The 19,707-nt window shown below is 71.5% G+C and carries 17 protein-coding genes; 10 read left to right on the top strand and 7 right to left on the bottom strand.

Translation table 11 applies throughout. The annotated features are described in order from the left end of the window. Positions 1-57 precede the first annotated feature (57 nt). The 3 genes from AC6JA9_RS12060 to AC6JA9_RS12070 all read left to right on the top strand — a co-directional run bounded on the left by AC6JA9_RS12060 (position 58) and on the right by AC6JA9_RS12070 (position 5,650). A complete protein-coding gene (locus AC6JA9_RS12060) occupies positions 58-954 on the top strand; it encodes an ArsR/SmtB family transcription factor (protein WP_141331342.1) in 897 nt (298 codons plus the stop codon). Beyond that, complete coding sequence (gene metH / locus AC6JA9_RS12065; RefSeq protein WP_473569583.1) at positions 951-4,466, top strand: methionine synthase; 3,516 nt, start codon at positions 951-953, stop codon at positions 4,464-4,466. The genes AC6JA9_RS12060 and metH overlap by 4 nt, the downstream gene beginning before the upstream one ends. A gap of 92 nt (positions 4,467-4,558) precedes the next feature. Continuing rightward, on the top strand, positions 4,559-5,650 hold the full coding sequence (locus tag AC6JA9_RS12070) for a uroporphyrinogen decarboxylase/cobalamine-independent methonine synthase family protein (RefSeq protein ID WP_223750583.1): 1,092 nt from the start codon (positions 4,559-4,561) through the stop codon (positions 5,648-5,650). Between the two features lie 39 nt (positions 5,651-5,689). On the opposite strand, the gene AC6JA9_RS12075 is transcribed toward AC6JA9_RS12070, so the two are convergent. The 3 genes from AC6JA9_RS12075 to AC6JA9_RS12085 all read right to left on the bottom strand — a co-directional run bounded on the left by AC6JA9_RS12075 (position 5,690) and on the right by AC6JA9_RS12085 (position 8,528). Then, complete coding sequence (locus AC6JA9_RS12075; protein WP_223750584.1) at positions 5,690-5,908, bottom strand: DUF2934 domain-containing protein; 219 nt, start codon at positions 5,906-5,908, stop codon at positions 5,690-5,692. A 155-nt stretch (positions 5,909-6,063) separates the two neighbouring features. Further along, the gene (gene mutY, locus AC6JA9_RS12080; protein WP_497959720.1) at positions 6,064-7,272 is read right to left on the bottom strand and encodes an A/G-specific adenine glycosylase; all 1,209 of its coding nucleotides are present in this window, start codon (positions 7,270-7,272) and stop codon (positions 6,064-6,066) included. Positions 7,273-7,718: 446 nt separating this feature from the next. Continuing rightward, complete coding sequence (locus AC6JA9_RS12085) at positions 7,719-8,528, bottom strand: SDR family oxidoreductase (RefSeq protein WP_267697203.1); 810 nt, start codon at positions 8,526-8,528, stop codon at positions 7,719-7,721. Between the two features lie 124 nt (positions 8,529-8,652). On the opposite strand from AC6JA9_RS12085, the gene AC6JA9_RS12090 reads away from it, so the two are divergent. Further along, on the top strand, positions 8,653-9,639 hold the full coding sequence (locus AC6JA9_RS12090) for a PD-(D/E)XK nuclease family protein (RefSeq protein ID WP_223750587.1): 987 nt from the start codon (positions 8,653-8,655) through the stop codon (positions 9,637-9,639). A 4-nt stretch (positions 9,640-9,643) separates the two neighbouring features. Here the strand turns inward: AC6JA9_RS12090 and AC6JA9_RS12095 are convergent, their stop codons facing one another. Continuing rightward, complete coding sequence (locus AC6JA9_RS12095) at positions 9,644-10,537, bottom strand: tRNA threonylcarbamoyladenosine dehydratase (RefSeq protein WP_223784954.1); 894 nt, start codon at positions 10,535-10,537, stop codon at positions 9,644-9,646. Positions 10,538-10,565: 28 nt separating this feature from the next. Beyond that, positions 10,566-11,363 (bottom strand): TatD family hydrolase, encoded by a 798-nt coding sequence (locus AC6JA9_RS12100; protein ID WP_223750589.1) that lies wholly within the window; start codon positions 11,361-11,363, stop codon positions 10,566-10,568. A 120-nt stretch (positions 11,364-11,483) separates the two neighbouring features. Between AC6JA9_RS12100 and AC6JA9_RS12105 the strand changes: the two genes are divergently transcribed. Beyond that, positions 11,484-12,995: a TolB family protein gene (locus AC6JA9_RS12105; RefSeq protein ID WP_223750590.1), complete on the top strand. Its 1,512-nt coding sequence runs from the start codon at positions 11,484-11,486 to the stop codon at positions 12,993-12,995. 220 nt (positions 12,996-13,215) lie between these two features. Continuing rightward, the gene (locus tag AC6JA9_RS12110; RefSeq protein WP_497959721.1) at positions 13,216-13,470 is read left to right on the top strand and encodes a hypothetical protein; all 255 of its coding nucleotides are present in this window, start codon (positions 13,216-13,218) and stop codon (positions 13,468-13,470) included. 80 nt (positions 13,471-13,550) lie between these two features. Here the strand turns inward: AC6JA9_RS12110 and AC6JA9_RS12115 are convergent, their stop codons facing one another. Beyond that, on the bottom strand, positions 13,551-13,793 hold the full coding sequence (locus tag AC6JA9_RS12115; protein WP_141333144.1) for a hypothetical protein: 243 nt from the start codon (positions 13,791-13,793) through the stop codon (positions 13,551-13,553). A gap of 406 nt (positions 13,794-14,199) precedes the next feature. On the opposite strand from AC6JA9_RS12115, the gene AC6JA9_RS12120 reads away from it, so the two are divergent. Both AC6JA9_RS12120 and AC6JA9_RS12125 read left to right on the top strand, forming a co-directional pair. Continuing rightward, a complete protein-coding gene (locus tag AC6JA9_RS12120) occupies positions 14,200-15,276 on the top strand; it encodes a zinc ribbon domain-containing protein (protein WP_497959722.1) in 1,077 nt (358 codons plus the stop codon). 12 nt (positions 15,277-15,288) lie between these two features. Next, a complete protein-coding gene (locus AC6JA9_RS12125; protein ID WP_497959723.1) occupies positions 15,289-16,251 on the top strand; it encodes a hypothetical protein in 963 nt (320 codons plus the stop codon). Between the two features lie 2 nt (positions 16,252-16,253). Here the strand turns inward: AC6JA9_RS12125 and AC6JA9_RS12130 are convergent, their stop codons facing one another. Further along, positions 16,254-16,841: a Maf family protein gene (locus tag AC6JA9_RS12130; RefSeq protein ID WP_497959724.1), complete on the bottom strand. Its 588-nt coding sequence runs from the start codon at positions 16,839-16,841 to the stop codon at positions 16,254-16,256. 435 nt (positions 16,842-17,276) lie between these two features. Here AC6JA9_RS12130 and AC6JA9_RS12135 point away from each other — a divergent pair, with 435 nt between their 5' ends. Together AC6JA9_RS12135 and AC6JA9_RS12140 are read left to right on the top strand one after the other, a co-directional pair. Next, positions 17,277-18,494 carry a metallopeptidase family protein gene (locus tag AC6JA9_RS12135; RefSeq protein ID WP_255653639.1) on the top strand — a complete coding sequence of 406 codons (1,218 nt, stop codon included), beginning with the start codon at positions 17,277-17,279 and terminating at the stop codon, positions 18,492-18,494. A 5-nt stretch (positions 18,495-18,499) separates the two neighbouring features. Next, on the top strand, positions 18,500-19,687 hold the full coding sequence (locus tag AC6JA9_RS12140; protein ID WP_497959725.1) for a class I SAM-dependent rRNA methyltransferase: 1,188 nt from the start codon (positions 18,500-18,502) through the stop codon (positions 19,685-19,687). Positions 19,688-19,707 lie beyond the last annotated feature (20 nt).

Raw genomic sequence — 19,707 nt, forward strand, 5'->3', positions numbered from 1 at the left:
GTGCGTCGAAAGTCCGCTGGCCTCCAGTCCGGCATCGACGTATGTTGATGCGGCGATATGGAAGCTCTGTCCCAATCATTCCGGGCGCTCGGCGACCCGACGCGGCTGCGCATCCTCCGACTGGTGTCGGAGGCTCCGCTGAACGTGACGGAGCTGGTGTCGCTGGTGGGGGTGGCGCAGTCCTCGGTGTCCCATCACCTGGGCAAGCTCAAGGGGCTGGGGCTCATCCGCGAGGAGCGGCAGGCGGGCTTCAGCTACTACTCGCTGGCGCTGGGCGGTGAGGACTCCCGCTGGCCGCTCATCCGGCTGGCGCGCGAGGCGGAGGACGCGGCGGGGGACTCGGCGCGGCTCAAGGACCTGCTGCGCGCCCGCGCGGACCGGCAGGCCCTCAACGAGCGGCTCCTGGAGCCGGGCCAGTCGTGGTTCCTGTGGGCGGGCGCGCTGGCGTCGCTCCTGCCGCCGCTGGACGTCGCGGACTTCGGCTGTGGGACGGGCGTGTTGAGCGTGGCGCTGGGCCGGTGGGCCCGGCACGTGTGGGCCATCGACCAGAACGCCGTCGCGCTGGAGCAGGCGCGGGAGCGCGCGGCGGGCGAGGGCCTCACCAACGTGAGCTTCCTCTGCGAAGACCTGCACCGGCTGTCGTTGAAATCGGGCCAGCTGGACCTGGTGGTGATTTCACAGAGCCTGCACCACGTGGAGGAGCCGGCGGCGGTGCTGGCCGAGGCCGCGCGCCTGCTCAAGCCGGGCGGCCGGCTGGTGGTGCTGGAGCTGATGCCGCATGACGAACGCTGGGTGGTGGACCGGCTGGGCCACCGCCACCTGGGCTTCGAGCCGTCACAGCTCGAGGCCAGCTTGCGCGAGCAGGGGTTCGCGCAGCTCACCCGCGAGTCGCACGCCCGCGACGGTGCCAGCCCCTTTCGAGTCTTTCTGCTGACAGGAGTGAAGCCATCATGACGAGCCCGACGCCCACCGTCCTCCCTCCCCCTCCTGGAGAGCATGGCCGCCGCGTGGAGGCCCTGCGCTCCGCCATGCGTGAGCGCGTGCTGGTGCTGGATGGCGCCATGGGGACGCTGTTGCAACAGCATGACCTCAAGGCCGCGGACTTCGGCGGCGCCGAGTTCGAGGGCTGCAACGAGAACCTGGTCCTCACCCGGCCGGAGCTCATCCGCGACATCCACGCGCGCTACTTCGCCGCGGGCGCGGACGTGACGGAGACGGACAGCTTCGGCGGCACGCCGCTGGTGCTCAACGAGTTCGGCCTGGGCCACAAGGCGCTCGAAATCAACCAGGCCTCCGCCCGGCTCGCCCGCGAGGCCGCCGAGGCCGCCGAGGCGAAGGACGGCCGCATCCGCTGGGTGGCCGGCTCGGTGGGCCCCACCACCAAGGCCATCAGCGTCACCGGCGGCATCACCTTCGAGGAGCTGGTGGACAACTTCGCCGTGCAGGCGGAGGGGCTCGCGCTGGGCGGCTCCGACTACCTGCTGGTGGAGACGTGCCAGGACACGCGCAACATCAAGGCGGCGCTCCTGGGCATCGACCGGGCGTTCCAGAAGCTGGGCTACGCGCTGCCGGTGGCGGTGTCGGGCACGATTGAGCCCATGGGCACCATGCTCGCGGGCCAGAGCGTGGAGAGCCTGGCGGCGTCGCTGGAGCACTGGGAGCTGCTCTACCTGGGGCTCAACTGCGCCACGGGTCCGGACTTCATGACGGACCACCTGCGCTCCCTGTCGGAGCTGAGCCCGTTCCCGGTGTCGTGCGTGCCCAACGCGGGCCTGCCGGACGAGAACGGCCACTACCTGGAGACGCCGGACATGATCGCCCGCTCGCTCACGCGCTTCTGTGAGCAGGGCTGGCTCAACGTGGTGGGCGGCTGTTGCGGCACCACGGAGGCGCACATCCGCGCGGTGTCCCAGGCGGTGAAGGGCCTCAAGCCGCGCACGAAGGTGCCCAAGCCCCGCTCGACGCTGTCGGGCGTGGACTACCTGGAGGTGACGGACGACGTGCGCCCGGTCATCGTCGGTGAGCGCACCAACGTCATCGGCAGCAAGAAGTTCAAGGAGCTCATCGTCGCGGGGCAGGTGGAGGACGCGTCGGAGATTGCGCGCGCCCAGGTGAAGCGCGGCGCGCAGGTCATCGACATCTGCCTGGCCAACCCGGACCGCGACGAGCTGGAGGACATGCGCCAGTTCCTGGAGGTGGTCGTCAAGAAGGTGCGCGTGCCCTTGATGATCGACTCCACGGACGAGCGCGTCCTGGAGATGGCGCTGACGTACAGCCAGGGCAAGGCCATCATCAACTCCGTCAACCTGGAGGACGGGGAGGAGCGCTTCGAGAAGGTGGTGCCCTTGGCGCGGCGCTTCGGCGCGGCGCTGGTGGTGGGCTGCATCGACGAGGTGGGCATGGCCGTGACGCGCGAGCGGAAGCTCGCCGTGGCGGAGCGCTCGTTCGAGCTGCTCACGAAGAAGTACGGCATGCGCGCCGAGGACCTCTACTTCGACCCGCTCGTCTTCCCGTGTGCCTCCGGCGACGCGCAGTACACGGGCAGCGGCGTGGAGACGGTGGAGGGCGTGCGCCTCATCAAGCAGCGCTTCCCGCAGTGCCGCACGGTGCTGGGCATCTCCAACGTGTCCTTCGGCCTGCCCACCGCGGGCCGCGAGGTGCTCAACTCCGTGTTCCTGTACCACTGCGTCCAGGCGGGCCTGGACATGGCGCTGGTCAACTCGGAGAAGCTGGAGCGCTACGCGTCGCTGCCCGAGGAGGAGCGCACGCTGGCGGAGGACCTGCTCTACAACCGGGGACCGGACCCCGTCACGCCGTTCGCCGCGCACTTCCGTGAGCGCAAGGCCGTCAAGGTGGCGGTGAGCACGCTGCCGCTGGAGGAGCGGCTGCAGCGCTACATCATCGAGGGCTCGCGCGACGGCCTGTTCGCGGACCTGGAGGAGGCGCTCAAGAAGTACGCGCCGCTGGACATCATCAACGGCCCGCTGATGAAGGGCATGGACGAGGTGGGCCGGCTCTTCGGCGCCAACGAGCTCATCGTCGCCGAGGTGCTCCAGAGCGCCGAGTCGATGAAGGCCGCGGTGGGCTTCCTGGAGCCGCACATGAGCTCCGCCAAGGCGGCCATGCGCGGCAAGGTGGTGCTGGCCACGGTGAAGGGCGACGTCCACGACATCGGCAAGAACCTGGTGGAGATCATCCTCGCCAACAACGGCTTCCACGTGGTGAACCTGGGCATCAAGGTGCCGCCCGAGCAGCTGGTGCAGGCGGTGCGCGAGCACCAGCCGGACATCCTCGGGCTGTCGGGCCTGCTCGTGAAGAGCGCGCACCAGATGGTGGCCACGGCGGAGGACCTGAAGCGTGCGGGCGTGGAGGTGCCCATCCTGGTGGGCGGCGCCGCGCTCAGCCGCAACTTCGTGGACCGCAACATCGCCCCGGCGTACGGCGGCGGCACCGTCGCCTACGCGCAGGACGCGATGAGCGGCCTGGACCTGGCCAAGCAGATCGTCGACCCGACGTCGCACGAGCGGCTTCGCGGGGAGCTGGCCGAGCGCCGCGTGAAGCTGGCCCAGGAGGTCAAGGAGCGTCCCCGCGCGGAGGCGGTGGTGGCGCGCGGGCGCAGCGCGGAGATTCGGGTGCTGGAGACGGTGCCGCCCGCGCCGGACTTCGAGCGGCACGTGCTGACGAACACGCCGCTGGACCACATCTGGAAGTTCATCAACCCGGTGATGCTGTACGGACGGCACCTGGGCCTGCGCACGTCGTCGCGCGCGCTGGGGACTCCGGCCGAGGCGGAGCTGGCGAAGACGGAGGAGGGGCGCAAGGCGCTGGCGCTGAAGGAGGCGGTGGAGGAGCTCAAGGGCATGCTGCGCGGCGGCCTCATGCAGGCGCGCGCGGTGTTCCAGTTCTTCAAGGCGGGCAGCGACGGCAACCGCGTGGTGCTGTTCGACGGGACGACGGGCCGCGAGGCGGCGAGCTTCGACTTCCCCCGGCAGGACCGCGACGGGGGCCTGTGCCTGGCCGACTACCTGCGGCCGCTGGAGCGCGGCGTGCCCTCCGACAACGTGGCCATGTTCGTGGTGACGGCGGGCTCGGGCATCCGCGAGCTGTCCGAGGGCCTCAAGGCCAGGGGCGAGTTCCTGAAGATGCACGCGGTGCAGGCGCTCGCGCTGGAGACGGCGGAGGGCTACGCGGAGCTGCTCCACACGCAGCTGCGCAGCATGTGGGGCACCCCGGACAAGCCGGACATGACGATGCTGGAGCGCTTCCGGGCGGAGTACGCGGGCAAGCGCTACTCGTTCGGCTACCCCGCGTGCCCCCGGCTGGAGGACCAGTCGAAGCTCTTCGAGGCGCTGCGGCCGGAGGAGATTGGGGTGCAGCTCACCGACGGCTGCATGATGGAGCCCGAGGCCTCGGTCTCCGCCATCGTCTTCCACCATCCCCAGGCCTCGTACTTCTCGGTGTCCTGATTCGGACGCACGGGCCCCCGGGGGCCCTGGGGACCCGCCCGGGGCCACCGAAGCGCGCCGTGGGGAAGGGGAGCGGTTAGACTCCCGCGCCTATGAGCGCGCCGAACATCCGTCGAGCCGTCCAGTTGCTGCCCGCCTGTGCCACCACGGGCATCGGGAGCCTGCCCCACACGCAGGTGGAGCTGGGGCTCCAGGTCGCCTTGTCGATGGACATCCCCTTCCTGCCGCAGCTGCCGGTGGGCAAGCCCTCCGAGCTGATGATTCCCGCGGCGCTGGAGGGGCTTCCCGGGCTGCGCTTCGACGACGAGGGCCTGTGCACGGTGGACCTCCAGGCCTGGGAGGCGGGGCGCGCCCAGTTCGAGGCGAAGCTGGAGTCCGCGCTCGCGGCCGGGGCGCTGGAGGCGTACGAGCCTTCCCCTGAGGCGTGCCGTGCGTGGCGGCCGTTCCTGTGGGAGGTGGAGCACCGCAAGCTGGCCTTCGCGAAGGCGCAGCTCGCCGGGCCCTTCACGGTGCGCTCGGTGGCGAGGACGGACTCGGGGCTGTCCGCGCTGGAGGTGCCGGGGCTGGACCAGGCCATCTACCGGCTGGTGCTGGCGCGCTCGTTGGCCATGGTGAAGGCGCTGCGGCGCGCGGGCACCACGCCCCTGTTCTTCCTCGACGAGCCGGGCCTGTATGCGTTCCAGCGCGTCAATCCGCGGCACCTGCTGGCGGTGCAGGAGCTGCGGCTCCTGATTGTCGCGCTCCAGCGGGAGGGCGCGCTGGTGGGCCTGCACTGCTGCGGCAACACGGACTGGAGCGCGCTGCTGGACGCGCAGGCGGACCTGTTGTCGTTGGACGTGCGGCTGTCGCTCGACGCGATGCTGGAGGAGAAGGACGCGCTGGAGCGCTACCTGCACTCGGGCGCGACGCTGAGCCTGGGCATCATCCCCACGGACCTCGCGTCGACGTACGAGGTGACGGAGCTGGCGGACTCGGTGGAGGCCTCGCTGAAGGCCGCGCTGCCGCGAGGCTTCTCGTTCCCCCGGGCCGTGTCCACGGTGCTGCTGACGCCGGCGTGCGGCCTGGCGATGCGCTCGGTGCAGGACGCGGAGCGCATCCTCTCGGAGCTGAAGGTGGCGCAGCGCAGGTTGCGAGGCGCGCTCGAGGCCGAGCGCCCCGTGCTGCACTCGCCGCCGCCTCACTGACGTGGGCCCGGTGTGGACACGGGCCCAGGTGGCGGACCGCTACTGACGGCCGAGCTTCAGCTCTCGCTCGGCTTGTTGCCAGTCCTGCTCGTGGTTGCCGGGCTTGCCTCCGCGGGCCATGTAGATTTCGTAGGCGCGCCGGGCAATCTGCTCGTGGGAGATGTCGGAGCGCGCGTGAGCGCCCTGCGGCTCATGCGCGTGTTCCGCGTGCTGGGGCTTCGTGTGCGGGGTCGACTTGGGAGCGTTGTTTCGAGCCATCGGGACGCCTCCGGTGAAAGGGCGCGCGAAGCTTGAGTCGCGTGCGTGACGCGCGAAAGCGACCCGACCTGGCGGGGGTTGTCGAAGCAACACGACGTCCCGGGGCGTGTCGTCGGGAGGACAGCCGCGGGCGAGCCGGGCGGCGACCGGAGCAGTCAGCGGCCCTCCGCTTGCGTGCCCACCACGGTGTCCAGGGCGCGCTGCATCGCGGTGCTCATGCCGAGCGTCGCGGCCTCGGCGGGTGTGCACCAGCGCAGCTCCTGGAAGGCGGCGGAGTGGGTGGGGCGCTTGGGGCCGGACACGCGGTACAGGCGCAGCGTGAGGTCGCGGTGGGTGAGCTGCCGCTTCACCGTGCCCAGGAGGGACTCCAGCTTCACGCCCGTGCCGAGCGCGGCGGTGAGGCGCAGCGTGGTCTCCTCCACGGTGGCGTCCTCGTCGACCTCGGCGGCGGGGAGCTCCCACAGCCCTCCGAAGAGGCCCGAGTCCGCGCGGCGCGCGAACAGCAGCGTGTCCGCGTGGGCCCACACGGCCAGGGCCAGGGTCAGCTTCTTCGGCGCGGCGCGCACCTTGGCGGGAGGCAGCTCGGCGACGCGGCCCTTCTTGAAGGCGACACAGCCCTCGCGCACGGGGCACAGCAGGCAGAGCGGGTTCTCCGGGCGGCAGGTGGTGGCGCCGTGCTCCATGAGGGACTGGTTGAAGTCGCCGGGGCGCTCGCCCTTCACGAGCAGGCCCGCGAGCTCCCACAGCGTGGCCTCGCGCTCGCGGTCTCCGGGCAGGCCCTCGACCTCGAAGAGCCGGGAGAGCACGCGGGCGACGTTGCCGTCGACGAGGGGGGCTTCTTCACCGAAGGCGATGGAGGCCACGGCGCCCGCGGTGTAGCGGCCGAAGCCGGGTAGCGAGAGCAACTGCTCCGCGGTGGAGGGCAGGGCGCCACCGAAGCGTGAGACGATGTCCTGCGCGGCGCGGTGCAGGTTGCGAGCGCGCGTGTAGTAGCCCAGGCCCTTCCATCCGGCGAGCACGTCATCGAGTGGAGCGGAGGCGAGCGCGAGCGCGGTGGGGAAGCGCTTCAGGAACCGCTCCCAGTAGGGGATGACGGTGGAGACCTGCGTCTGCTGGAGCATGACCTCGCTCAGCCAGATGGCGTACGGGTCCTTGGTGCGGCGCCACGGCAGGTCGCGCTTGTTGCGGTCGTACCAGGCGAGCAGCGGCGCGCGGATGCTGGCCAGGTGCGCGGCGCCCGGTGTCACCGTGGGGACGTGCGTCGACGTGGCCGCGGTGCGAGGAGGACGGCCGCGTCGCGCCTTCGGAGGCGTCGAGGGTGTGCTTGCCACGTCCTCGCGCGGCGAGGCGCTCTCCGCAACCATCCCCAGGGTGAGAGGTGGGCGTCCTCGACGGGCCCGCGGAGGAGGCGCAGATGTGCTTGCCGCGTCGTCGCGCGGCGAGGCGCCCTCCGTGTCCATTCCTACGGTGCGAGGCGGGCGTCCTCGACGCGCCTTCGCTGGCGTCGAGGGGGTGTTTGCCACATCACCGCGCGGCGAGGCGCTCTCCGCAACCATCCCCAGGTCTGCGAGTGACCCGGAGGAATCGAACAGCGAGCCGGTGGACGCCTTGCGTGCCTTCGCATCCGCGAGCGTCTGCTCAACGCGCGAGGGCAGGGGCTCGGCCTTGCCGCTCGGCGGACGTCCGCGGCGAGGTCGGGGCACGTCGCCAGTCTCCGGCTTCTTGCCTGAGGATGTCTTGGCGTTTTGTTCGCGAGAGACAGGCGGCGTGTCCGACGAGACAGCGGGCTTCGCGGGGCGACTGCGGGGGCTCATGCGTCCTTCTTCACCGGGTTGGCCATGCGGTGGGCGACCCGGTCGAACAAGCCGGGCGCGAGCCGGTTCGCCAGTACCATGGCGCGGCCGGGGAGGGTGAGGATGGTGTCGCGTCGTCCGCGCACGCTCGCCTTCACCATGGCCCGCGCCACCTCCTCGGAGGACATGGCCTTCAGCGGAATCGCGTCCTGCGCCCAGCCCTGGGCGTTCAGCCGGTGGTCCCGGAACTCGCTCTCGGTGAGGCCCGGTGACACCAGCCGCACGCCGATTCCCTCGGAGGCCAGCTCCGTGCGCAAGGACTCCGTCATCGCGTTCACCGCCGCCTTCGACGCGCAATACCCGCCGAGCAGCGGCAGCCCCCGATGCCCCAGCACCGAGCTGACGTTCACCACGTGCGCCCCGCGCCGCCCGCGCAGCAGCGGCAGCGCCGCCCGCGTCACCCGCCACAGCGCGAACACGTTCAGCTCGAACACCTGCCGCAGCTGCTCCTCGCTGATGGCCTCCAGCGGTCCGTACAACCCCTGGCCCGCGTTGTTCACCAGCACGTCCAGCCCACCGAAGTCCGCGCGGACCTGGGCCATGAGCCGCTCCACGTCCTCGCCACGAGTCACGTCGCACCGCACCGCCAGTGCCCGGACCCCCAGTGACTCCGCTTCACGGGCCGCGTCCTCCAGCCGCTCCAGCCGCCGGGCGGCGAGCACCACGTGGGCGCCCGCCTCCGCGTAGGCCCGGGCCGCCGCGCGGCCGATGCCGCTGGAAGCGCCTGTGATCAGGACGACTCGCTCCGTCAGGGGTCGGCTCTTCATGGTGGCGCGGACCATACTCCCAGGGTTCCCCACCCGGACTGTCATTCAACCCACCCCCAGGGCTCGTTTCCCTGCCTGTTCCCCTTCTGGCGGAGCGAGCGAACGCCTAGGATGCGCCGCCTCGATGCGGCGCCCACCCCTCCACAACGACTTCTCCTGGTCCAAGAGCCGCCACGAGAAGTTCTCCGAGTGCCTGCGCTCCTACTACTTCTACTACTACCGCTCCTGGGGCGGCTGGGAGCCGGACGCGCCGAAGGACGTGCGGGAGCTGTACGTGCTCAAGAAGCTGGCCAACCGCTTCAGTTGGGCGGGCAGCGTCGTGCACGAGAGCATCAAGGACGTGCTGCTGGACTGGCGCGCCGGCCGCGTGGTGGACCCCGCCGTCGTGGAGGCCCGCGCGCGCAAGCTGATGCAGGACGACTACCGCCACTCGCGCGGCAAGGCGTACTGGACGCAGAAGTACCGCAAGCAGTTCACCGGCCTCGTGGAGCACGAGTACGCCGAGGCGCTCCCCGACGAGGCCTGGAAGCAGAACTGGGAGACGGTGCGCGTGGCGCTCGCGTGGTTCTTCAACTCGCGCTGGCCGCTGCTCGCCAAGAGCCTCAAGCCCGAGCAGTGGCTGGAGGTGGACGCGGGCTTCGACTTCGCCCACTTCACGCTCGGCGGCCTCAAGGTCTTCGCCATCCCCGACTTCGCCTTCGTGGACCAGGACGGCGCGCCCGTCGTCGTGGACTGGAAGACGGGCAAGTCTCGCGACGGCTACGACGAGCAGGTGCTCGGCTACGCGCTGTACGTGTCCCAGCGCTACCGCTTCCCGGTGGAGAAGGTGCGCGCGTCGCTCGTGTACCTCAACGAGGGCAAGGAGCAGGACGTCCAGGTGGACCTGGGCGCCATGGAGTCCTTCCACCGGCACTTCGAGACGAGCGTGGCGAAGATGCGCGCGCTGCTGAAGGACCCTGTCACGAACACGCCGCTGGACGCGGACGCGTTCCCCCGGTCGGAGACGCTGACGCCCTGCACGCGCTGCGTGTTCCGCAGGCCCTGTGGCCGAGAGGCCGAGGCGCTCGCCGAGCAGCAGGCGCGAGCGTCGCAGCCCCAGCAGGTGGCCTGAGCCGTCAGCGCGTGGAGGCGAGCCTTCGCACCACGACGCCGGCGGCGTTCATCCCGAAGCACGAGGTGACGAAGGACACGCTGCCGTCGATCTGCGTGCGGTGGTCACACGTGTGGAACTCGTTGTCCTGCGGGCAGACACACAGGAACCCGTCCGTCGCGTCGTCGTAGTTGAGGGCCACCGGCATGCGGCGCGCCTCGATGGAGTACACGGCGGTGATGCCCGTGTGCCGCTCGGTCTCCACGCCGTACTTGCGCTTGAGCAGCTTGCGGATGTCCTTGGCGAACGGGTCCATGTGCGTCTCGGACAGGTCCTCCACGCGGATGGCCGTCGGGTCCAGGCGCGCGGCGGCGCCCATGGAGCTGACCACGGGGATGCCCAGCGACACGCACCGGTGCAGCAGGTGCAGCTTCGCCTTCACGTTGTCGATGGCGTCCACCACGAAGTCGTACTTGCCGGCGGGCAGCATCTGCTCGGCGACCTCTTCGCGGTAGAACTCGCGCACCGCCTCCACCCGGGCCTCCGGGTTGATTTCGCGGCAGCGCTGCGCCATCAGCTCCGCCTTCGACTTGCCCACGCCCTTCACCGTCGCGTGGAGCTGGCGGTTGGTGTTGGTGACGCAGACGTCGTCGTGGTCCACCAGCGTCAGGTGGCCGATGCCGCTGCGCACCAGGCCCTCGGCCGCGTAGCTGCCCACGCCGCCCAGGCCGAACACCACCACGCGCGCGTTGGCGAGCCGCTCCATGGCGTTATCCCCCAGCAGGCGCCCGGTGCGGTCGAAGCGGCGCGACAGCTTGAACGGCCGGGCGAGCGAGCCTGTCGCCGCGTTCGGCGTGGCCGTCGTGGCGGGCGGAGTCTCGGGCTGGGGAGGGGCGGGCGGTGGGGGCTGCGGGTTCATGGGGGTCCTCTATAACGCGACCGCTCGCCTACCGCGAAGCGGGGGGAAAACCTTCCCGGAACAGGCGCCGGGCATTCTCGGTCGTCCGCTGGGCGACCTCGTCCAGGGGCTCTCCCCGCACGCGGGCCATCCCCTCCAGGATGTGGGGCAGGTAGGCCGGCTCGGAGCGGCCGCCCCGGTGAGGGGTGGGGGCCTGGTCCGGCGCGTCCGTCTCCGCCATCAGCCGGTCCAGCGGGATGGCGCGCAGCGCGTCCAGGGGCTTGCGCGCCTCGGCCCACGTCACCGGGCCGGCGAAGGAGAAGTGGCAGCCCTTCTGGAGATAGAAGCGCGCCAGCTCCACGCCGCCGCTGTAGCTGTGCATGAGCACGCCCGCCTCGGGCAGCGCCTCCTGCTTGAACAGCTCGATGAGGGCCGGGTGGAGCCGGTGGCAGTGCATCAACACCGGCAGCTGGTGCTTGCGCGCGAGCGCCAGGTGTCGCCGCAGCACGGACAGCTGCCGCTCGAGCGGCGCGCCGGGCAGGGATGGACCGTCGAGTCCACACTCGCCCACGGCGATGGCGCCGCCCTTGGACAAGAGCGCGTCGAGCAGCTCCAGCGCCGCGTCGTCCTCCGCGGGTGTCATGTCCGGCAGCAGCTGGGGATGGATGCCCAGGCCCACCTGGAGGCGCGGCTCCGCGCGGGACAGCTCCAGCAGGGGCTCCCAGTCGTGGGGACCGACACCCGGGACGAGGATGCCTTGCAGCCCCGCGGCCCAGGCGCGCTCCAGCACGAGCGTCCTGTCCTCATCGAATCGCGTCGCATCGAGATGGCAGTGGGTGTCGATCATTCATCACGCCGGAGTGAATCGCCGTTCATTCAGGAACATGCTCACTGCAACCCGCCCTCGCGAACCATTCCGTCCCTTTGGAGCGAGGCTATACGCCCTTCACTCACTTGGAGGGGCTGAATGGACAAGCGAATCGTCGGCGCGCTGTGCTGCGCGCTGTGGGTTCTGTCGACGGGGTGTGGTGACGAATGTGTGGACCAGTTCGACTGTCGCAGTGACAAGGGGCAGCCCGCCGAGGGCCAGGAGTGGGTCTGCACCGGCGACAACGAGTGCGAGCAGCGCCCCATCCAGACGCCCACCCCCGAGCCGGACGCCGGTGGTGGGGACGACGACGCGGGTGTCCCCGACGCGGGAGTGCCGGACGCGGGGATGCCCGACGCGGGCACGGATGACGACGCGGGCACGCCCGACGGTGGTGGCCAGGGCACCGGCGCGAAGGGGGATGCCTGCACGGCGTCCGGGGACTGCGGTCCGGGCCTTCGCTGCGAGGGCGCTCCGCTCACGTGCCAGGCGATGCATGTCGCGGTGACGGGGCGGGACGATGCCGGAGTCTCCGCGGCGCTGGTGATGCGCTACGACACGCCGGGCATGACGTCGCTGAGCGCGGCGGGCACGGACAGCCGCTATCCGCGGTGGGGCCCGGGCGGTACGCACCTCTCGTTCGCGCAGGGCGCGGTGGACACCGCGACGGAGAAGAGCGCCGGTGAGCTCACCGTGCGCGAGGTCCCCCTCGTCGAGGGCCAGGGCGTGGTGGTCGCCGATGGCGGCACGGGCAACACGGAGGCCTTCCGCTCGATGGAGTGGGAGCCGGGCACCGCCATCGCGTGGGTGCGGCAGAACGGCAGCCAGCGCTCCGGCATCTCGGCGGTGACGCCGGGCGGCGCCGGGGGCGTGGTGCAGGCGACGACGACGGGCGCGTTCCCGGACTGGTCGCGTGACGGGACGACGTTCGTCTTCAACGTGAACGGCGAGGGCCTGTTCACCTCGAGCGGTGGGGGCACCGCGCCGACTCCGCTGGCCAACGCCGGGGTGACGGCGGAGCAGGCGCACTACAACCGCGTGAACGACCAGCTGCTGTTCCTGGCCAACCCGAACAACGAGCTGGTGACCTTCGAGGGGGACACCACGCCCACGCCGCTGGTCCGGCTCTACAACATCGACGTGACGGGCGGCGGCGCGCCCCAGCTGGTCGCGGACGTGTCCACCGAGGCGTCCACCGACGGCACCGTGGACTCCTTCATCGCGAGCCCCATCTGGGCGCCGGATGGCACCTGGGCCGCGTACGTGCGCGCGTACTACTACCGGCCCACGTCGGGCGGCGCCGTGCTGTGCGGCGGCGCGGTGTCGCCGTGCCAGGACCGCTCGGGCAACGTCATCTTCCTGCGCGCCATCAACCCGCAGGACGGCTCCGCCACGGGCACCGAGGTGCGGCTCGTGGATGACGGCACGCTGCCGTCGTTCTCGCCGGATGGCCGCTTCGTCGCGTTCATCAAGGCGGGGCAACTGCACGTGCAGCGCATCGACCCGGTGACGGGCGCGCAGGAGGGCGCGGCCATCATCCACCCGAAGGCGGGCTTCACGCTGCAGACGGGCGACAGCGACGACCACCGTCCCCGCTGGCAGCCTCGCTGAACCTCCAGGGGTCGTGACTCCCGGGCGGGGAGTGGCTGAGTGCTCCTCGCCTGGGTGACCGCGACGACCGGTGTGTCCGCCCGGGCGTTGCGCTGGACTTATCCACGCTCCTGGCCTGCCGTCCTCCGCGCGCGACGCATCGGGCCTTGCCTGTCCGGGGGCCGCCGGAATAGAGGGGCCCGGCTGACGGGCCTGGTGGCCTCTGTCCCGGAGGACGCGGATGAAGATGCTTCTCGTGACGTTGGGAGTCCTGCTGTTCGCCGGGTGCGCGACGCTCCCGAGCCCGCCGGTGGACGGGGGCGGCGGCGGAACCGTGTCCGCGGACCCGCACCCGGACATGGCGCCTGTGCGCCTCCAGACGCGCGCGGGCACCTTCCTGGTGCACCCCAACAATGCCGAGGACTTCGCTCGCGCGCTGGCGGGTGAGCCCACCCAGCGGCACTACACCACCGGCGTGCTCCTGGCCGGGGAGTGAACCCGGGGCCCGGGTGGCCGAGGCTCCAGAGCCACGGTGCGGGCCACCGGTAGTTCCTACGCTGAAAAAAGCGGAGGGTTTCAGCCCACCACGACGATGCGGCGCCCCAGGGCCCGCGTCATCTGCGGTGACGTCATCACCGCCAGCGCCTCACCGAGCTCACCGCCCGCCGTGTCGAAGGCGGCGGCGATGACCTCCCCCACGGTGAGGTGGGCCTTCTCGGCGGCCACCCGGGCCCGCTGAGCCGTCCGCCGCAGTGCTGGCATCACCCGTCGCCCTTGTCGGCGCACCGTGACGCTCTTGCGTGTCGTCGTCTTGGCCATGTGCTCCTCCCACCTCGCGTTGCTGCGCGGGTGAGTACACCTGGGGTCTGACATATGCAGACGAGGTGCCAGCCGGACGCTCACCTGATGGGTAACGCGTACTAAGGGTTTTCCCTGTCACGGAGCGGGGTTCCTGGTTCACCACCTCACGCAGAGCACCGCAACCCCGGAAGGGTTCCTCGTTCTGTCGAGTTGATTCGTTCATCCAGCCCCGCAATCTCGACGTTTCGTTCAAGAGTCGAGAGTTCACTACAAGCCGCGAACACTGCGAGTGTGCTCGGTCTTGAATGACCCGGGTGTCGCTGGCGCCCCGTCGATTTGGTCCAAAAATTGGCAGTTGGGGGTGCGGGCTGACATGGGCGTCGCGCCCTCGTGGGCGGAGTGTTCGGTGCGGTATACGCGGGCCATGCCTCAGACCCTCTGCCCGAGCTGCGGTCACAGCCCCATTCCCCGGGGCGCCTCGGCCTGTCCCGCGTGTGGTGAGCCCTTCGACCACCTGCAGTCCTACAAGAAGGTCGGCCGCACGCGGCTGGATCGGCTGGGGGACGCGGTGGACGACGAGGCCACCGTCTTCGGTGGCGACCTGGTGACGAGCGCCGTCTCCGCGCATCCGGGCCCGGTGGCGGCGGTGCTGGGGGCGGGCGCGGCCGCGTGGTTCCTGCGGGCCGGTGGGGTGCTGGGCTCGCTGCAGGACCCGTCGTGGACGTACGGGCTGGTGGCGCTGGACCTGGTGCTCGCGCTGGTGCTGGTGCTCAACCGGGGGCCGGTGAAGGGCATCGCCCAGACGGGCTTGACGGTGCAACTGGTCGCCACGGCGTGGCTCGCGCGCGGAGCGCCGACGGCCCCCGTGCACGTGGCCTACTTCGCGCTGGGCCTGGTGGCGTTGTTCCTGGTGGTGGGGGAGCCCGGGCCCGCGCGGCGTTACGGGGGCCTGGGGTTGGGGCTCGCCACGGCGCTGGCCTCGGCCGTGCTCCTGGCGCTGCCGGGCACGGGGGCGTCTCTGGGAGGCGGGGGCGTGCGGCAGCTGCTGGTGGGCAGCGAGCTGGGGTATCGGCTGGAGCTGCCGGTGGGGTGGGAGCGGCTGACGCGTGAGCAGCTCTCCGCGCACCTGCCGCTGCCCGCGGCGACGCTGCACGGCAGCGGCGTGGGCTTTGGCGACATGGCGCGCGGGCGCTACGGCTTCCTCTGGGTGGAGCGCTCCACGGGCGTGAAGCTGGAGGCGGGCTGCCAGGGGCTCTTGAGCGCGGTGGGCACCGGCGAGGAGGCGCGCACGGCGTCGCCCGCGGCGCTGGGGTCGCGCTCGAAGCTGTACACGCTGAGCACGTCGGCGGGGGCGCGGGGCACGCTGGGCTGCGGGCTGCTGCCGGATGGTCGACTGGTGGGGCTCGCGGTGGTGGCCGCCGGGTCGGGTGACGCACAGCCGGGCGACACGGGCGGGCAGGAGTCCTTCGCCGCGGTGGGCGAGGGGCTCGCGTTGCAGTAAACGGGCGCCGCCATGAACGTCCAGGTCCTGTTCCACGACAACTGCTTCGACGGCGCCGCGAGCGCCGCGGTGTTCACCCGCTTCTACCGGGAGCGCGTCCGCGCGGACGCGGCGTTCCGCTACCAGGGGCTGAACCACAAGCCGGGCGCGGAGGGCATCGACCCGGCCGTCTTCACGGGCGAGGAGAACGTCATCGTCGACTTCCGCTACAGCCAGGACGCGCGGCTGACGTGGTGGTTCGACCACCATGCCTCCGCGTTCCAGCAGCCCGGGGACGAGGCGCACTTCCGCGCGGACTCGAGCGGGCGCAAATTCCACGACGCGCACCGCAAGAGTTGCACGAAGTACCTGGCGGACGTGGCGCGCGAGCGCTTCGGCTGGGACGCGTCCGCGCTCTCGGACCTCATCCACTGGGCGGAGCTCATCGACGGGGCGCAGTTCCCCTCGCCGCAGATGGCGGTGGCGTTGGAGGAGCCCGCGCTGCGCATCATGACGGTGCTGGAGGCGAACAAGGACCCGGCGCTCATCCCCGAGGTCATCCGCCGCATGCAGTCGGAGTCGCTCGCGGACATCGCCGCCTCGCCGCTCATCGCGGGGCCGCTGGCGCCGCTGCTCGCGCGCCACCAGTCGAACATCGAGCTGGTGCGCTCGCGGGCCCGCTACGAGCGCGGTGTCGTCTTCTTCGACCTGGTGGACGAGGGCGTGGACAGCCTCAACAAGTTCATCGCGTACGCGCTCTATCCGGACGCGCGCTACACGCTGTGGGTGGGGCGGGGGACGTCGCGCGCGAAGGTGTCGCTCGGCTCCAACCCGTGGAAGCCGGAGCTGCGCCAGCATGACCTGTCCGCCATTGCCGGCCGGTATGGGGGCGGTGGGCATCCCGTGGTGGCCGCGGCCAGCTTCAAGGCGGACCAGGCGGACAAGGCCCGCGCGGCGTACCAGGAGATTCTCGCGGAGCTGTCCACCGCGGGGTGAGGCTAGGGCTGGCCGCGCTCGAAGAAGGTGAAGCCGGCCTGTCGCAGCAGTCGCACCACCGTCACCATGGGCAGGCCCTGCACGTTGGCGCGGTCTCCGTCGAGCCGCGCCAGCAGCGCCTGTCCCGCGCCCTCCACGCGGTAGCTGCCGCAGCAGCCTTCCCACTCGTTCAGGTCCAGGTATCGCTCCAGCTCGTCGGGCGTGACGTCGTGGAACGTCAGGCGCGCGGTCTCCACGGCCTCGTCGATGGACCCGTCCGGGCCCACCAGGCACACGCCGGTGTGGATGTCGTGGGTGTGGCCCAGCAGCTTCTGGAGCTGGCCTCTCGCCGCGTCGCGGTCCACGGGCTTGGTGAGTGTCTGTCCGGCCACCTCGACCAGTTGGTCCGCGCCGAGCACCCACGCGTCGGGGTGTCGTGCGTGCACGGCGCGAGCCTTGCGAGCCGCCAGCTCCCGGACGGCGTCGCGGGCCGAAAGGTGGGCGGCCACCGTCTCGTCGACGCCCGGGCTCACGGCGCGGTAGGGCAGGCCGAGCCCATCCATCAGCGCGCGGCGGGCACTGGAGGTGGAGGCCAGAATCAAGGGTCTCATGGGGGCGCCACCCTAGTGCACCGAGATGGACCGCGCCGCCGTCCGCCGAGAGAACAGGGCACGCCGAGCCCATTCATCAGCGAGTGGCGGGCGCGGGAGGTGGAGGCCCGAATCCAGAGGCTGATGAGTCGCCAACGTGATGAACCCGAGGAGGGGAGCGCCGCCGACATCCCGCGACGGGCACTCAAGGTGAGGGCCAGACGCAGCGGCGCATGGGGCATCACCCTGGTGTCCCGAGGCGTGCAGCGACGCCGCATGAACCCGAGGCAGGAAGCGCCGCCGACATCCCGCGACGGGCACTTGAGGTGAGGGCCAGACGCAGCGGCTCATGGGGCGTCACCCTGGTGCCTGCGGGAGGGAGCGCCGCCGCCCGCCGAGCGAGCATGCACGTCCCTGCTTCCCGGCCCCTGGGGTGATGCCGTAGCGTGGCGGCCCATGTCGCGGCGCGGTCTGCTCGCCCTCTGCCTCTTCCTCACCGCCTGCAAGCGGAACGCCTCGGCCCCGGAACCGGGAGACGCCGGAACGCCCGAGGTGTCGGCGGTGAAGGCCTCCCCAGCCAGTGCCGCGCCCTCGGACGAGCCCCGCGACACGCCGCGCCCGGTGCAGCCGCTCGCGGTCTGCCAGGCCCGAGGCGGCTCTCCGCTGGACGCGGCGCGCGGCTACTACGACTCGGGACGCTTCGAGGAGGCGCTGTCCTGCGCGGCGCAGGCGGCGGCCCTGGAGCCGGACCTGGCCTCGGCCCACGCCGAGCGCGGCGTCGCGCTGGCCGCCCTGGGGCGCGAGTCGGACGCGCAGCTCGCCTTCGCCCGGGCGCTCGCCATCGACCCTGGGGACGCGGACGCGCTGCTCGGCGCGGCCCACCTGTACGCGGTGCAGATGACCTCCACGCGCGAGCGCGACGAGCTGGGCACGCTCTACGCCGAGCGCGGCCTGTCCCAGCCCGGCACGCCCCCGGAGCTCATCCCGCACCTGGCGCTGGTGTCGGCCATGGCCTTCAACGACCTGGGCCAGGCGGAGGAGGCCCTCGCCCGAGCCGCCATCGTCCTGGCGCGAGAGCCGGGCAGCCGAGAGGCCCTCTACGAGCGGGCCCTGGCCCTCTTCGAGCTGTGCCGCTTCTCCGAGGCGAAGCGCGCCTTCCAGGGCCTGGTCGACGACGCGGAGCGCGCCGCGCACGCGCATCAGCACCTGGGCCTGTTGCTGGAGCGGGAAGGGAAGTGGAAGCAGGCGCAGACGCACTTCGACAAGGCGCGAGCGCTGGCTCCCGACGACTTCCCGGCGCCGCCCCTGCCCACCGAGGACACCTTCCGCGTGGACGTGGCCCGCGCCGTCTCCGAGCTGCCCGCGGACATGCGCAGTGACCTGGAGGGCATCCCCGTCACCGCGGAGGAGCTGCCCGCCGAGGTGGACCTGCTCGCCAACCAGCCGCCCCTGTCGCCCACGATTCTCGGCCTGTTCCGGGGGCCGCCCCTGGGCGCGCCCTGCGACGGAGTGGAGTCGCCCTGCCGCTCGGTGGTGCTGTACCGGCGCAACCTGGCACGAGCCGTGCGCACCCCGGCGGAGCTGCGCGAACAGATTCGCGTGACATTGCTCCACGAAATCGGGCATCTGCGCGGGGAGGACGATGAGGAACTGGCCGCGCGCGGCCTGGAGTGACGCGAATGGCCATCCCCCCGACGCTTCCCGTTGCACGTACTACTCCCAAGGGCGCGAAGTCCCTGCGCGCGGGAAACCCCTGGCTGTACCGCACCGAGCTGGCCGCCCCGCCCGACGTGACGGGCCCCGGCGCGGTGGTGTTCGTGGTGGACTCCCAGGGCAACCCCATCGGCCAGGCCCTCTACGCGCGGCGCTCCCCGCTGGCGCTGCGCCTGCTGACGCGCACGCCCCCGCGCGAGCTGCAGGTGAACGACGCCTTCTTCCGCAAGCGCCTGGAGGCCGCGCTCGCGCGCAGGTCCTCGCTGTCCAAGCGTGACGGCCTGCGCCTGGTGCACGGCGAGGCGGACCTGCTGCCGGGCCTCTTCGTGGACCGCTACGGCAAGGGCCTCACCCTCCAGACGCTCTCCGAGGGCATGGACGCGCGCAAGGAGTCGCTGGCGAAGATGCTGGTGGAGCTCACCGGCGCCACCCACGTGGTGTGCCGCGACGACGCCTCCGGCCGCGACTTCGAGGGCCTGCCGCGCGAGACGCGCTTGCTGCACGGCCAGGGCGAGTCGCGCTTCACGTACCACGAGGGCGACAACCGCTTCGACGTGGACCTGATGGGCGACATGAAGACGGGTGCGTTCCTGGACCAGGTGGACAACCACCTGCGCGCCGGAGAGCTGGCGCGCGGCGAGGCGCTGGACCTGTTCAGCTACCACGGCGGCTTCGCGCTCTCCCTGGCCCGCAGCTGCACGTCCGTCATCGCGGTGGAGCAGGACGAGAAGGCCGCCGCGCGCATCGGCGACAACGCCCGCGCCAACAACCGGACCAACGTCACCGTGGAGCACGCGAACGCCTTCGACGTGCTCAAGCGCTTCGACTCGCAGAGCCGCCGCTTCGACTTCATCGTGCTGGACCCGCCGGGGCTCGCCAAGCGCCGCGAGGGCCTGGAGACCGCGCTGCGCGCGTACCACGAGCTGAACCTGCGCGCGCTGCGGTGCCTGAAGCCGGACGGTGTGCTCGTCACCTGCTCGTGCTCGGGCAAGCTGGACCGCGCGGGCTTCGAGGAGATGCTGCTGGGCGCCGCCGCGGACGCGAAGCGCCCGGTGCAGATTCTCGAGCGCCGGGGCGCGGGCCTGGACCACCCCGTGCTCGCGGGCCTGCCGGAGACGGAGTACCTCAAGGCGCTCTACGTCCGGGCGCTCTGACGCGGGCCGGGCCGGACCCG

This window comes from Myxococcus sp. MH1 (assembly GCF_059738865.1).